This is a genomic window from Parachlamydiales bacterium, assembly GCA_041671045.1.
GTDB lineage: Bacteria > Chlamydiota > Chlamydiia > Chlamydiales > JABDDJ01 > JABDDJ01.
Genome location: JBAZCF010000003.1, coordinates 280173 through 294544, shown reverse-complemented (window position 1 = coordinate 294544; position 14372 = coordinate 280173). Strand labels below are relative to the sequence as shown.

At 41.1% G+C, this 14372-nt stretch carries 15 protein-coding genes and 1 tRNA gene; 4 read left to right on the top strand and 12 right to left on the bottom strand.

Annotated features, from left to right (window positions below; translation table 11 throughout):
- Positions 1–43 precede the first annotated feature (43 nt).
- From WC222_05865 to rpmG, 3 genes are read right to left on the bottom strand one after another with little or no spacing between them, the layout of a single operon-like run.
- Positions 44–718, bottom strand: coding sequence for an ABC transporter ATP-binding protein (locus tag WC222_05865; GenBank protein MFA6915903.1), 675 nt, complete (start codon positions 716–718; stop codon positions 44–46).
- On the bottom strand, positions 719–2164 hold the full coding sequence (locus WC222_05860) for an FtsX-like permease family protein (protein ID MFA6915902.1): 1446 nt from the start codon (positions 2162–2164) through the stop codon (positions 719–721).
- Positions 2165–2218: 54 nt separating this feature from the next.
- A complete protein-coding gene (gene rpmG, locus WC222_05855) occupies positions 2219–2374 on the bottom strand; it encodes a 50S ribosomal protein L33 (protein MFA6915901.1) in 156 nt (51 codons plus the stop codon).
- 143 nt (positions 2375–2517) lie between these two features.
- Between rpmG and WC222_05850 the strand changes: the two genes are divergently transcribed.
- The gene (locus WC222_05850) at positions 2518–3201 is read left to right on the top strand and encodes a transaldolase family protein (protein MFA6915900.1); all 684 of its coding nucleotides are present in this window, start codon (positions 2518–2520) and stop codon (positions 3199–3201) included.
- A gap of 54 nt (positions 3202–3255) precedes the next feature.
- Here the strand turns inward: WC222_05850 and rpmB are convergent, their stop codons facing one another.
- From rpmB to WC222_05835, 3 genes are all read right to left on the bottom strand, one after another.
- Positions 3256–3531, bottom strand: coding sequence for a 50S ribosomal protein L28 (gene rpmB, locus WC222_05845; GenBank protein MFA6915899.1), 276 nt, complete (start codon positions 3529–3531; stop codon positions 3256–3258).
- Positions 3532–3908: 377 nt separating this feature from the next.
- Positions 3909–4745: an F-box protein gene (locus WC222_05840; GenBank protein ID MFA6915898.1), complete on the bottom strand. Its 837-nt coding sequence runs from the start codon at positions 4743–4745 to the stop codon at positions 3909–3911.
- A 92-nt stretch (positions 4746–4837) separates the two neighbouring features.
- Complete coding sequence (locus WC222_05835) at positions 4838–5317, bottom strand: hypothetical protein (protein ID MFA6915897.1); 480 nt, start codon at positions 5315–5317, stop codon at positions 4838–4840.
- A gap of 102 nt (positions 5318–5419) precedes the next feature.
- Here WC222_05835 and sthA point away from each other — a divergent pair, with 102 nt between their 5' ends.
- The 3 genes from sthA to WC222_05820 all read left to right on the top strand — a co-directional run bounded on the left by sthA (position 5420) and on the right by WC222_05820 (position 9129).
- Entirely contained in the window at positions 5420–6823 is a 1404-nt protein-coding gene (gene sthA / locus WC222_05830) for a Si-specific NAD(P)(+) transhydrogenase (GenBank protein ID MFA6915896.1), read from the top strand.
- 107 nt (positions 6824–6930) lie between these two features.
- Positions 6931–7404: a hypothetical protein gene (locus WC222_05825; protein ID MFA6915895.1), complete on the top strand. Its 474-nt coding sequence runs from the start codon at positions 6931–6933 to the stop codon at positions 7402–7404.
- A gap of 129 nt (positions 7405–7533) precedes the next feature.
- Positions 7534–9129, top strand: coding sequence for a protein-tyrosine phosphatase family protein (locus WC222_05820; protein ID MFA6915894.1), 1596 nt, complete (start codon positions 7534–7536; stop codon positions 9127–9129).
- A 132-nt stretch (positions 9130–9261) separates the two neighbouring features.
- Here the strand turns inward: WC222_05820 and WC222_05815 are convergent, their stop codons facing one another.
- The 6 genes from WC222_05815 to WC222_05790 form a co-directional block, all read right to left on the bottom strand.
- Positions 9262–9993: an iron-sulfur cluster assembly accessory protein gene (locus tag WC222_05815; protein ID MFA6915893.1), complete on the bottom strand. Its 732-nt coding sequence runs from the start codon at positions 9991–9993 to the stop codon at positions 9262–9264.
- Between the two features lie 9 nt (positions 9994–10002).
- Entirely contained in the window at positions 10003–10269 is a 267-nt protein-coding gene (locus WC222_05810) for a 2Fe-2S iron-sulfur cluster-binding protein (GenBank protein MFA6915892.1), read from the bottom strand.
- Positions 10270–10343: 74 nt separating this feature from the next.
- Positions 10344–11207 (bottom strand): prolipoprotein diacylglyceryl transferase, encoded by an 864-nt coding sequence (gene lgt, locus WC222_05805; GenBank protein MFA6915891.1) that lies wholly within the window; start codon positions 11205–11207, stop codon positions 10344–10346.
- 58 nt (positions 11208–11265) lie between these two features.
- A tRNA-Pro gene (locus WC222_05800) sits at positions 11266–11340 on the bottom strand.
- 268 nt (positions 11341–11608) lie between these two features.
- Entirely contained in the window at positions 11609–12940 is a 1332-nt protein-coding gene (ahcY, locus tag WC222_05795) for an adenosylhomocysteinase (protein MFA6915890.1), read from the bottom strand.
- Positions 12924–14369, bottom strand: coding sequence for a DnaA/Hda family protein (locus WC222_05790; protein MFA6915889.1), 1446 nt, complete (start codon positions 14367–14369; stop codon positions 12924–12926). Before WC222_05790 ends, ahcY begins: the two co-directional genes overlap by 17 nt.
- Positions 14370–14372: the final 3 nt, after the last annotated feature.

Sequence of the window (14372 nt, the reverse complement as noted above, 5' to 3'; positions counted from 1 at the left end):
CGTTGCATTGAAGAAGGGGCCGTGGACATAAAATCCCTGAGCCCTAAGATTGCAGAGTACCCTGAGATAGTGTGTAACGCTTACTGCAACGTTCCATAAGAATAGGGTCATGAGTGACAACGACTAAAGCTTTATTTTCCTTTTGGACAGTTTCTAAAAGGATGGAATAGATATCTTCGGCTGTAGTTTTGTCTAAGTTACCTGTAGGTTCATCAGCCAGGATAATGTCAGGGTTATTGCATAAAGCTCGGGCAATAGCAACACGCTGCTTCTCTCCACCGGACAATAACTTTGTACTATGATGCAGGCGTTCGCCTAATCCTACACGTTCCAATAAGGAAACAGCTCGCAGATAGGCTGGACTTCCTTCAGCAGTGGATTGCCGAGCTATGCGGGCTGCCATGAGGACATTATCCAGTGCTGTAAAGTCTGCGAGGAGATAGTAAGATTGAAAGACAAATCCAATATGTTTACAACGCAGTGAGCTTGCATTGAATTTGCTGACAGAGGTGTCCAAAATCTCTAAAGAGCCGGACGTAGGTGTATCTAAGGTGCCGAGTATTTGAAGAAGGGTGCTTTTTCCTTGGCCGGACCTGCCGCCGATAGCAACACTTTCACCTGCATAGATGTCTAAGTCAATTCCATTCAAGATGGTAATTGAGAAAGGATTGGTAAAATTCTTTACCAGCGACCGAGCTTTGATGAGGGGAAGATTCATTTACTCTGTCCTTAGAAGCTGAGAGGGTTGCATTATGCATGCTTTGATCGCCGGAACGATGCCCGCAACGGTGGAGACGGCGGCTGTAGCCACCAGCACAAAAAACAGGGCGTCATTGCTGACATGCGTCGGGAGCTGATCACCGTAGAAAATAGGATTCAATAGCTCATGTCCCTGGACTGCGCTGATAAAATTGACGAGGTGCTGAATATTGGCCAAGGTAAATAATGCTAGGGAGATGCCGATAAAACTTCCCAGAGCTCCCATGACACTGCCGCAAAGGCCGAAAATTAATGTTATGCTTAGAACGGATGCTCCCATCGCCCGTAAAATACCTATCTCTTCTTTTTTATCATTCACAAGAATGATTAATAAGGAGACGATATTTGAACATGCTACAACAATCACGATAGAGGCTATTAAGCTATATAGTGTACGTTCGCTTTTGAGCTGCTGCAGCAAATCGCGTGTCGGGGGGAAATCACGGTAGCTTTCAACTGTCCAGTATTGCCCTATCCCTCTTTTTTCAAGTTCTTGCTGGATCTGAAGCTTGATATCATCTGCTAAACGTGGATCTTCAAATGTAACTGCAATGCCATTTGTAGGGTAGCCATCGTCCATTGTTTGCGCTGCGCGAATAGTGGAAGTAATGGCTGGGGGAGCAAGAATAAATTTCCCGCCCATAGGTAGGATACCCGGATCGTAAAATCCTGCCACAGTGATAGGTAAACGCTGCTCTTGTACTGCTGTTGCTGTAGGAGCTTGGTAAGCTAGCCAACCTTTATCGCCAATCCGTGCTCCTGAGTCTTTGTAGAGTTTAGGTAATAAAATCCCATCTTTTGGATATGCGGCAAGATCAGCGCCTTTGATCATAGCGATGGAAAGGGCGGGATTGGAAGGCTCTAACGTTGTCACATAGGAGGGTTGACTGATCGCATTATCGGGCTGGCTTTGTAAATTTAGGGTAAGATCAGCATAGGCGATTTCATAAGCATGCGCTGACAGGGCATCCACATTTTTTAATGTTTGCACAGATGCAAAAGCTTCTTTTACGATGTCTTTAGGCTCGCCATCCGTATTTTTTACCAGCGGAAGCCACCCTTTAGGGACTTCTTCGTCATATTCAGGGTCGTAGGGATCGGCAGAGGAAGCCTGGAGTTTTTCAGCCAGATTTTTAAGCGAGTAATTAGAAGCAGAGCTGATACCGTCAATAAGGTAATAGTAAGACTTATAATAGTGGGAGTTAGGAATAACTCGGACAGGGGCTGTAACAGCCACAAGTTTTTGTATCCATGTTTTTTCCAAGCCATGCGTCACAGAAAAAAAGACGACAATGAGCCATACGACGAGTGCAATGACAACAATGGAAATTAAACTGATAATAGATACTGAGAGCTGCCGCCAACGGGGGAGGAGATATTTAAAAGCAACAGACAGCTCGTACATAGTATCTCCAATGAAAGCATAGCGAGGGTTAATTCCTCGCTATGAATGAGTGACTTACTTCGTTTCTTTGTATTCTACGTGTTGACGAACAGTGGGATCATACTTCTTTAAAACTAAACGGTTAGGAGTTTGAGTTTTGTTCTTTGTAGTATAATAACGGTGATTGCTTGCAGAGCTCTGCAACTTTATTTGTTCACGTTTTTTTGCCATGATTATTCTCCAATATTCTTGTATATAATGGCAAAATCATAGCAAAATCTCTCTATGAAGGCAATAGACTTCTTCACAAACGCATAATTATTAATCGAAGCCGGCACTAATATTTATACACCTCACTAAACAAGGAAGAGTTCATGGAAATTTGGATTGATACCGCCAACGATAAATTTATAGAAAAAATTGCTGAGCTGGGGATTACGACCGGTGTTACCACCAATCCTTCTATTGCATCTATCTCAAATTATCCTTTAGAGAAGCTTATTTCAATCCTGCTTCAAATACAGGATGGGTATGTTGCAGTGCAAGTCATTGCGGATGATTACGAAGGGATAGTACAACAAGCGCAAATCTTGCATGCAATTTCCCCTAGAATTGTAGTGAAAATTCCGGTGATTCAGGAAGGATTAAAAGCCATTAAAGCTCTTTCACAGCGTGGGGTTAACACACTTGCTACAGCGATTTTTGAACCAAGTCAAGCCTTATTGGCTTTTCTCGCAGGAGCCAATTATTTAGCCCCCTATTTGGGTAAAATTGAAGATTTAGGAAAAGATCCTTTAGAAGTCCTTGAAGAGATACAAGCTATCAAAGAACTTTATGGATTTGAAGGAAAAATAATGGCTGCCGGAATACGAGGGCCTTCCTTGATCACTGAATGTGCGAAAAGAGGGATTTGTGCAGTAACAGTTCCTGAGGGCGTCTTAAGAAACTACTTAGATGATAATACTAACACGCTTGCTGCGCTTTTACAGTTCTCAAGTGACTGGGAAAAGGCTGAGCCGAGTGATTTACTAGAGCAAAATAAAGTAGTGAGCAGATAAAAAAAAGCATCGCGAAAGCGATGCTTTATCCAGAGAAAGAAGAACGAATGCTCGTTATACTTTAACGCCTTTTTCACGTAGTTCTTTAACAGTCTTGTTGAGGCCGACTTTATCCAATGTGCGCAAAGCACTTGTACATAGTCTTAGAGTAACAAAACGTTTTTCTTCAGCCAACCAAAGACGTTTTTTCTTTAAGTTAGGAAGGAAACGGCGTTTTGTTTTGCCTGTAACTTTTAGACCGATACCTTTTTTCTTCTTAGCGATACCACGAATGGTGTACTTATAGCCGCTCGCAGGCTTCTTACCTGTAACTTGACATGTCTTAGACATAAACTAGCTCCATGAATCCATATGTTATGGGAACAAGATAGCATAGGATGCCCATTGAGTACAAGATGAAACAGAAAAAGAGGGGATGATTTTGATTAAATTTTCACCACAATAGTCATGATCTAAGATCAATCGAATTAAGTTCATTTGGTAACAGTTTAGTTGTAAATCCGAGCCGAATTGCGAACAATTGTATTCATTTTTGTGAAATACGATACAAATTACTATTTAAAATTAAAGAAGGTACTTATTGTGAGCTTTATTCCTTCTCTCTCAGGACACTGTGGGTTAAATAGGCAGACGCCTTCCGTAAGTTCCTGATCACAAAGATTTATCTTTACTCGTTTATAGTTTCAAAAGAGACCCTTTTAATCCCATTACAACATTTTGCTTTTTTGAGGATTTAGTGTCCTAAAGAATGAGTTGATGATCCGTGGGCATTCCTCAGTAGAGAGAAAGCGGTTACTGAAACCAAACGGTCTTTGCTGATAGGAGAAGATGTTAGTATGGAAAATTCCCTTATCTTCAACAGTAATAAAAAAATCCTTAACAGGCTCATTGCCACTCGGATTAGATACCACTCCGTGGAATTTAATAGAAAGCGTGTAGCTGTCTTGTAGTTGATCCACATGGAAATACTTGCGGTTTATACAAGAGGCTTTAAATGATGCTGCCTTAATCGTCAGATTAAACTGGATTGGAGCGGATTCATAGAATTTATAAGCAGGATGATGTGAAAGGATAAATCGAATCAACTTTCTATTGGTTACAATCTGCGGTTCAAATAGGTGTTCTTTACACTCTAATTGCCAATCATCGGCGCATTTAAGCATTAAGGTAGAGAATTTCCCGACATTCCAAATAATCGTTCTGAAATCGCGGCATACGAGTTGCAGTCTTGCTAAGTCATAACGAGATAAATAGGAAAAAATTCCTATTAGAACATCCGTGCATAGTTCAGGAGGGGAATTGACATATTTGAATTTATTATATAACAGATTAAAAATATTCCATCTCAGATATCTTCTATACCGCTTTTCTATTTCGTTAGGGCGTCGAGCAGCTACCTCGGCAGTTAAATCTCTATTCAGGTATTTTGTGGATATTTCTACTAAACTTGAAGATGAGATGGATTTTATACGACTTGAAGGCTGAATAACTTCGAATTTTGATTTTGGATGAATTTCTAATACACCCCCTAAAAAAGTGAGCATATGTTCCCCCCATTGTTAAGAGCGGATATTATTTGATTATGTAGAAAAGTAAAGGGAAATATGCAATTGATGCTTTGAAGTCCACTGCAGGGCTAATAAAGGGGGAGCCATCCATCTTTGACTTTATATCTTTTATTAATGTGTGTCTTCAACTGCTGTTTAATTAACGCTTCGTTGGATACCTGCGGCTCCATTTTTTTTTGATTGGCGCGATAAACATCTAGTTTTGCTTTGATCTCGAGCAGCCTTTTCCATTTAGGATCATCCATGGAATCTGCGGCGTGTACCAGATCTAAAAACTCTTCATGAAACGTCCCTAGATAGCTATAGAACTGTTTGTTTTTCTTGAAAAATTTATCCACATCTAACTTCATGGAAGTAGCTAATAATCTTCTATCTTTTTTACGCTGCAACTCCAGTTCAGCTAGTTTTTCCTTTGTAGAGCGTAAGTTTTCAGGATATTTGCTGAAATTGCTGCTTTGCCCAGAATCATGGATTAATTTTTCCGCCTTAAGCTTCTGCATGGTTTCGTCCATTGCAGATTCAACTTTATCGTAGTTTTCTTTGCTCATATAAAAACCAAAAAATTTATCAACTTTCTATTTTTATTTTAATCTTCTCTGAATTATTGTTCCATCAGGGAGATTAGTGTCAAGCTCTCTGGAGAATATAATATGGAAGAGATCAAAGTCGATGTAGCTGTCATAGGAACAGGGCCTGCCGGGCAAAAGGCAGCAATCCAAGCAGCAAAATTAGATAAAAAAGTTGCTGTCATCGAAAGAAGACCCGACCCGGGAGGAAATTGTTTATACAGCGGAACTATCCCTTCTAAAACTCTACGAGAAGCGATTATTGATCTAACGGGTTTCCATGACTTATCGTTCTATGGTCCTGAAGTTGAATTGAAAAAAGTCAATATCGGTGACTTAAATTTCCGCCTTTCACGTGTTATTGATGATGAAAGGAAAATGGTTCACCGACAATTTGCGAAAAATGGCATCCGTGTATTGCGCGGAGCTGCACGCTTTGAAAATCCGCATATGCTTTTAGTCATGGATGATGACTTCCGCATTATTTACCAAATTCAAGCCGACAAAATTATTCTGGCTACCGGTTCCAAACCCCGTAATCCTACAGGTGTGCCTTTTGATGATGAAATTATTTTGGACTCTTCACGCTTACTAGGTATCCATAATGTTCCCGACACCATGACTGTGTTGGGGGGTGGGATCATCGGATCCGAATACGCAAGCTTCTTTGCAGCATTGGGGACCGAAGTTACCATTATTGATAAACGAGATCACCTGCTTCCACTGCTCGACTTTGAAATCGGTATTCATTTGCAGACGGCATTAACAAATATTGGTTTAAAGTTTGTAGGAAATAAGGAGCCTCTGGAAATTAAACGCGTAGATAATAAGGCTTATGTCAAATGCAAAGATGGCACAGAGTTTTATAGTGATGTACTGCTTTATGCTCTTGGAAGAGAGGCTAATGTCGAGGGGCTGCATATTGATAATGCCGGCATCAGTTTAGATAGATGGGGATATGTTCCAGTAAATGCTCTTTTTCAAACTGTAGTGCCGAATATTTATGGTGTAGGAGACCTCATAGGAGGCCCGTGCCTAGCCTCAACCAGTATGGAACAAGGCCGTTTAGCGGCAAGACATGCCTGTGGCGAAGACACACATTATTTCCCTTCATTTTACCCCATAGGTATCTATACGATTCCTGAGATTTCTAGTTGTGGATACACTGAAGATCAACTGAGAGATTTGGGATATCATTACGAAGTAGGCAGGGCCTATTATTATGAAATAGCCCGCGGACATATTACCGGAAGCAATGTTGGGATGTTTAAAATCCTTTTTCACTCAGAGACACTAGAGCTACTAGGCATCCATGTCATCGGTCGTGGTGCGACGGAAGTTATACATATCGGTCAGGTCGCTATGAGTTTCCATGCGAAAATAGACTATTTTATTGACCAAGTGTTCAATTATCCTACCTTTGCGGAGGGATATCGCGTTGCAGCATTGAATGGATATAATAAAATCAAGACGAAGAAAAAGACATAAAAAGACGACCCTGTTTTTTTCTTTCGCGCGAGAATTTGAGGATCTAGCCTTTATTTAAAGTATTTATTTTACCTGTTATAATTAAAATAAAAAGACAGGAGAGGGTAATGGATAGAAATCACCCTCCGGGCGAAAATATTTCGCAACACACGCATCGACCTGAATTTATCCTCTTAGAGGATACACACAAGGAACGGCCGCATGCTGAAAGCAATCCTTATTCAAGGGAAGAAAATCCCCTTCCCCCATTAGAAGATGTCATAAAAACTGACTTCCCCTTTACCTTACGCGTTATGTCATTAGGATTTTCCATCATGATGTTTTTTGCTGCAATAGGGGCGCTTATTGGAACCATATTTTGTTTTCTAATTAATTTAATAACTCTCGGTTATTCAAAAACTGCAAATGACTGGGTTGCAAAGTGTTTTTACTGGTGGAAAAAACTTTTTGTATTAAGCCTAGGATTTTTCATTGCTGTTTTCTCACCCTCCTTAGGATTAACAATCATTGTCGTCTTTTTCATTCTCCAAGGGGAAAAACTAAGTTCAGGTATTTTTAGTAAAATTTTAAGACCAGAGTAATATACTTTATATTATTTCCCTTTATATCTATGATTTTAAAATTTTAAATATTTAGAAAGTTGATGGTAATCTATTTTTAAAATTATAATTAAAATTATAATTAAGATTTCTATTATCAAGGAGTGAGTTATGGTATCTCAAGTAAGATCAATAGATTACGTTTCTCAAGTCAAAGAACTGAATAAAGAAATCGATTTGCTTGTGTCACAAGGTGAAAGATCCAGCCCTAAAAGCAAACATATACGATTAGACCCCTCAATAAGTCCGAAAATTGAAAGAGGATATACTGAAAACAGTAAGCTGGAAGAAATAAAAAGTAAATTTAAGGAGATATGCGACCTCAGAAAATTCAATGGTTTATCTGACAAAGACAAAGCTAAAGTCATTAAAACATTGAGCAAGATACAAAATAATGTATCCATTCTGCTTACAGAACAGAAAGGTAAAGAAAATACACAAGGGGCTCAGACTATCGACAATTTTGAGACATTAAATGATTTTAGCCAGAACGTACAAGAAATCCTTAAAACAGCAAAAAATGAAAGAGATGTCAAAAGCTATTTTGTGGACGACCTTCCAGCGAATGATATTCAGAATTTTAATAAACATATTGATTCCAAAACAAATACAGGTATTTTCATCCGACCTTCTAGTGATAAGAAAAATTACACTCTGGTGTTTAGTAGAAAAGGATCTTTGGTACGAGTTGGATTGTCCTTAACCCCTAAAGGATTATTTGCCAGAGAGTTAAATAGAGAATTTCCCTCGCTAGAAGAGCTAGTAAAAGTCTTAGGAACCAAAACTCAAGAAAATGCCATTAATGTTCCAAAAACAAAAGGGTCGCAGGAAAAAGCTAATTTACCCACACAAGACTGGTTTGCGCGCATTGAAAACAAAACGACTGAATACTTTAAGGCAGCGGGAGTACGGATTGCGATGGGACCAAATACACCCTACTCTCGGAAGGACGAGGACTTTTTGGTACCTATGTACCATGCACCCCACAATAGGTTTCCAGATGTTCAACCCATATTTGACACACTTGTATCAGTAGAAGTTAGAGGTAAAGATATCAAAGTTCATGCTAACCATATTAAGATGGATAAATTTGAATCTAAGTTTATGGTAGGGCAAGCGACAGTATATGGTGAAGAACACAAATTTTGGCTTGCAGTCTTAGATAACAATTCGGATATCATCGATTTGACGACCTCTATTGACGACCTGACTTTTAATAGAAATCCCTTTCTGGTCTACCCTAATGAGGTAGGTGAAAAAGGTGTGTTTCCCCCTGTTTTAGTGATACTTCAAAGTAAAAGCGAAGTAACCGAAGGTGTTCCCTATACGAAATACATCTATACCGTCAAAAATGAAGACACGGGCACTGAAAAAACTATCACCCGTTTTCACTACAATCAATGGGTGGATCATCAGGCAGTCACCCCTGAGAGTTTAGATCACCTTATCATTGCGTTCGGAGATATATCAAAGGAACAGTTTGTTCACTGTAAAGCAGGTGTAGGCCGCTCCGGAACATTTGTTGTGGCAGCATATATTAAAGAGGGAATCGATAAGGGCATTATTACGAACGATAATTTAGACGATATGCTTGAAAAATTGGTCTTAGATGGCCGTACAAAGCGTGGTCGTTCCTTTGTTCAGACAGACAATCAATTCGATTTGCTCTTCAATTACGGCCAGATGTTGCTAAATCGCAAGAGTTAGTAAGTAATGATACAAAATTTTTACTGTCACGAACTACCTCAAGTCTCTGTGGGATTCATTACTAGGGGATTATGGGGAACTTGAATTAGAAAAAACCCAGGACGAGGGCCCTGGGCATACAGAAATTAAAGACTAATGGCTACAGCATCCGCCACCGTGTCCCTTATCTTGGGAAGGTTTAGGAGAGGAGCCGCAGCATCCGCCGCCACTACTCTGTTCTTGCTCTTGAGAAGACTTCGAAGAAGATCCGCAGCATCCGCCGCCACGGCTTTCTTTACTGTAGTTATGGGAAGAACCACAACCGCACGAGCTGGCAGTATTTGGATTTTCTACATAGAAGCCGGTTGAGCTTAGTGTCTGAACAAAGTCAATCACTGAGCCAACAAGACGGTCTAAACGGTCGTTAGGTACATGGATTTCAATCCCGTGGGAAGTGAAGATAGAGTCATTCGGACCGGCTTTATCTGAGAAATCTAAAATATAGGTGAATCCACTGCATCCTTCGAGCTTATCAGAGAAAAATAGTGCACATCCTTGTTTACCTTCCGCTTGAGAGAATTCGAGGAATTTCTCGGCTGCTTTAGGAGTCAAAGTCACTGTAGATTTATCTGCCTTGAAATCACTTTTCATGACAGCATTTAGTTTTTTTAGAAGGCGAGTGATAGCTGCTTCATCATATCCATGACTGCGCATACCAGCTTCTAAGGTTTCCCAGGTAGCAGCGTGGCAGCCTACGCAATGCAATCCGGCATTGGTAATTTCTTGCGCTAGTCTTTGGGATTTCTGAGGAAATAGAGACAGGATTTCTTGAATCGTCATTTGACGATGAATGATTTCTTGTTCGCCTGTTTCGGTGTGGGACATAATAAACCTCTAGAATGAAATGCGGACTTTGCCGCGTTTAAGAATACATTGACATGCAAGACGTTCGCATTGGGTATCATCGCCCAAGAAATCTTTTTCTTCTTGTGTGGGTGGGTTCATGTTGTCCATTCCTTCGACAACTTCAATGACGCAAGTTCCGCAAACACCTTCAGTACAAGCGAATGGGACGCCCGCTTCTTCGCAATATTCAGCGATAGGGGAGTCTTCATTAAGTTCTACTTCTTCATTATTGTGATCAAATTTTAATGTAGCCATAGTTTACCAAAAAAACAAAGTTTATCTTATTAAGTATAATAGTATTATGGAAAATCTCCTCTTAAAAAACAAGCTTAATAGCAGTTTTTCTTTTGTTTGAGTGAGCAGTAGACGAGGGCTAAGCCTAACAAAATAAAAGGAAAGCTTAATAGTTGACCTGTTGTTATCCAGCTTTCATCGCGCATGATGCTTTGGGATTCCTTGAAATGTTCGAATAGAATCCTGGAGCTGAAAAGAAGAATGAAGAAGATTCCGGTCGTTGCTCCTACATACTTGCGAAGGTTAGTCCGCCACCAAAGAGTCCATAGAACAAAGAATAGAAAGAGGACAGCAAGACCTTCATAAAGTTGAACAGGGTGCCGTGGTACAGGAATGGATCCATCGGCTGGGTCCCCGAAAACAACAGCCCAAGGTGCATTGGTTTCTGTGCCAAGGATTTCTTGGTTGATAAAATTACCCACGCGAATAAAGAAGCCCGCAAGAGCTGATGGGATGCAAAGAACATCCACAATGGTGAAAAAAGTCAAAGTCGGATATTTCTTTCTGACGCTTAAAGTGTAAAAAAAGATAGCGATCAGAATACCTATAATGCCGCCGTGGCTTGCGAGGCCCCCTTCCCAAACTTTAAAGATATCTAAAGGGTGTGCGCGATAGTAGGGCCAGTAATAGAAGAAGACGTGTCCCAGTCGCGCTCCGATTAGAGTTCCGAAGATTACGAACCAGGTCAGTTTGTCAGTTAGAAAACGGCATTCGTCTACAGCTTCAGGTCGGTTATCGCCTGCATCCTTGAGCAGTCTTACGAACATGGGGACAACGATCCAATATCCAATGATGAAACCAAGGATAAAGAATAATCCGTACCATGCTACAGGACGATCAATATAAGGAATAGTAAAGATGTCTCGGTTAGGATTCCAGTAGATAGACAGCAGATTCATGCTTTTACATCTTTGTGGATTAGAGAAGTACGCGGATGTGATCCGCGTACTTTGTGATTCGGAGTAGAGGGATTCGAACCCCCGACCTACTGCTCCCAAAGCAGCCGCGCTAGCCAAGCTGCGCTATACTCCGTTGTAGACTGTAAAAGTATCTTATCAGAGGTGGTATTTTTATTGAAAACGAAATTGTAAAATAATTGAAAATAGCGTTTATGATAGCTCTAAAGCCATCCTCTTCGAGTAGATAAAATTAATCTGCTAAGAAAAAAATGATTTTTCACGTTCATTATTTATGCTGTATGTATCTATGCTTAATGACAGGCTAAACCTTCCCTAGCCTAGGAGTAAGGTGACTTGTCACCGCACTCCTAGGCTAGGAAGCGTTTTTTTGAAAAATGGAATTAATAATTATAACCGTCAGGTTTATAAGGACCATCTACAGGCACATCAAGATATTTTGCCTGTTCTGACGTTAATTTTGTAAGGCGGCCGCCCAAATATTCTACATGCAAGCGCGCAATCATCTCATCCAGCTCTTTAGACAACTTATGAATACCGATAGGACGGCGCTGCGCCTCATTCCATATTTCCATTTGTGCAAGGACTTGATTAGAAAGAGAATTGGACATGACGAAAGAAGGATGTCCGTCTGCACAGCCTAAATTGACAAGACGTCCTTCTGCTAATAACGTGAGAGACTTGTCTTTATTCTTCCAACGGAAAATATCCACTTGAGGCTTGACGTTATCGCGAACAATATTTGGATTGTTCATTAACCAGGCGACATCAATTTCGATATCGAAATGTCCAATATTACAAAGGACAGCATGATTTTTCATCACTTCCATATGTTCTGGACGAATAATATCTTTGCATCCGGTTGCCGTAATGAAAATATCCGCTATCGGAGCAGCCTCCTCCATCGTGACCACTTCGCGGCCATTCATCATAGCTTGATATGCACAGATGGGATCGATTTCAGTGATCAGGACACGGGCACCTAAACCGGAGAGAGCTTCAGCACAGCCTTTTCCTACATCGCCATAGCCCGCGATTACAGCTATCTTACCTGCGATCATAATGTCGGTCGCACGTTTGATCCCATCAATAACAGACTCGCGGCAGCCATAAAGATTGTCGAATTTGGCTTTTGTGATCGAATCGTTAACATTGATCGCAGGGATTCCAAGGGTACCTGCTTTCAATCTTTTGTAGAGGTTGCGCACACCGGTCGTTGTTTCTTCCGTGATACCTTTAATACCGGCAAGGAGTTCGGGGTGGTTATCATGGACAAAATTGGTGAGGTCTCCGCCATCATCCAAAATCATATTAAGAGGTTTGTCGTCGAACCAAATTGTTTTAGAGATGCACCAAAGATATTCCTCTTCTGTCATACCTTTCCATGCATAGACGGGGATACCCTCAGCAGCAATTGCAGCGGCGGCTTGGTCTTGCGTAGAAAATATATTGCATGATGACCAGCGGACTTCTGCCCCTAGGGCAACGAGTGTTTTGATCAATACTGCTGCTTCGATAGTCATATGCAGACAGCCGGCGATGCGTGCACCTTTAAGAGGCTTTGTTTTGGAATAGCGACGTTTAAGCTCCATCAGGCCGGGCATTTCACCTTCTGCAATGGCAATTTCCTTATTACCAAATTCAACAAGCCTCTTACCTTCTTCGCTATCAATACTTAGTTTTGAAGTGATTTCATAGTCAGCGGATAGAGTCATAATTTGCTGTCTCCTCAGTTGGAACAAGCGGATTCTTTATGGCAGTTTTGATCGACTTATATGCGGATAAAATATCTTTTTGGTTTTCGTCAAGCTGCTTCTGAATTTGTCTGACACTCGACATGATGGTGGAGTGATCACGGCTGAAGAGATCGCCGATTTTCTTAAAAGGCATTTTAAGGATATCACGGCAAAGGAATGCTGCCAACTGCCGGGGAAAGGAGCATTCTCTGCTCTGGGACTTGCCTAAGATGTCTTCTGACTTGATGCCAAAATGTTCAGCCACATGCTTAATGATTTTCTCAGGAGTAATCTGCTCCTGAATCTCAATTTTAGTCAGGTCGGACAGATAAAGACGGGCCTGATTGACTGAGATAGCTGTAGATGAAACATGAGAATGCATTCCCGGCGCTATATGGCTGCGAAGGACTAATGCTTCAAGAGCTTTTGTAAGTGCTTTCGCTCCGCTGGGGAAAGTTTCAAGGATATATTCTGCAGTGCGTGGATTAAGCGGAAACTGCATCACAGAACATTTGTTGCTTAAGAGATCGCTCAATTCTTGGCGCACCAGAGCTTTTAATTCCAAGACAATACCCCATTCAAAACGGCTGATAAGACGCGGTTCAATATGCTGTAGTTCCGAGGGTGTCCTGTTTCCGGCGAGGATAATCTGCTTTCCTGCCATATGGAGGGTATTAAAAGTGTGGAAGAACTCTTCTTGAGTCGCTGATTTACGTCCAAATTCCTGTACATCATCAATGATCAAAACGTCAGTATTTCTGTAAGCCTGACGGAAGAGGTGCATTTCACCTGCGCGGATAGCACTGACGACATGTTCAGTAAAAGTTTGAGAACGCGCATAAATGACGCGATACCCTTGCTTCATTAATGCGTGGACAGTAGCTGCCAGAAGATGAGTTTTGCCGCTGCCGTGATCTCCGTAAAGATAGATCGGGTTATAGGTTCCATGTTGAATAGTGGATTTCTCACTATTTTCAGGAACGCCGATTTGACATAGCTCCTTAAGAAGTTTATGCGCTAAGGCGTTAGCGTCATTAGCGATGAAATTATCAAAAGTACTGAGCTTATCAGGATAGTCGAAAGTGAGGGATTGCTGAAAAGGGACAGGATTGAAGGTATGCTGTTTAGCTTCATTAGATTTTCCGAAGCTTTTCTTAGGTTTTGGAAGCTGAAGGTCACCCACGCTAAGGTGAACTTTGATGGGGGCATGGTTATGATTGAAAAGGCTATGTTTAAGCTTGGGTCGGATGTGTTCTTCAAACCACATCATCTGAAAAGAATCGGCCGCTTCCAAAAAAAGGTTGCAGGCATCGAACTTCACTACTTTTAGCGGACGTAGCCAACTATCGACTACGTCCTTGCCCAGGCTAGACTCCTGGACTTTTAAAAACTTTTCCCACGCTTGCATATG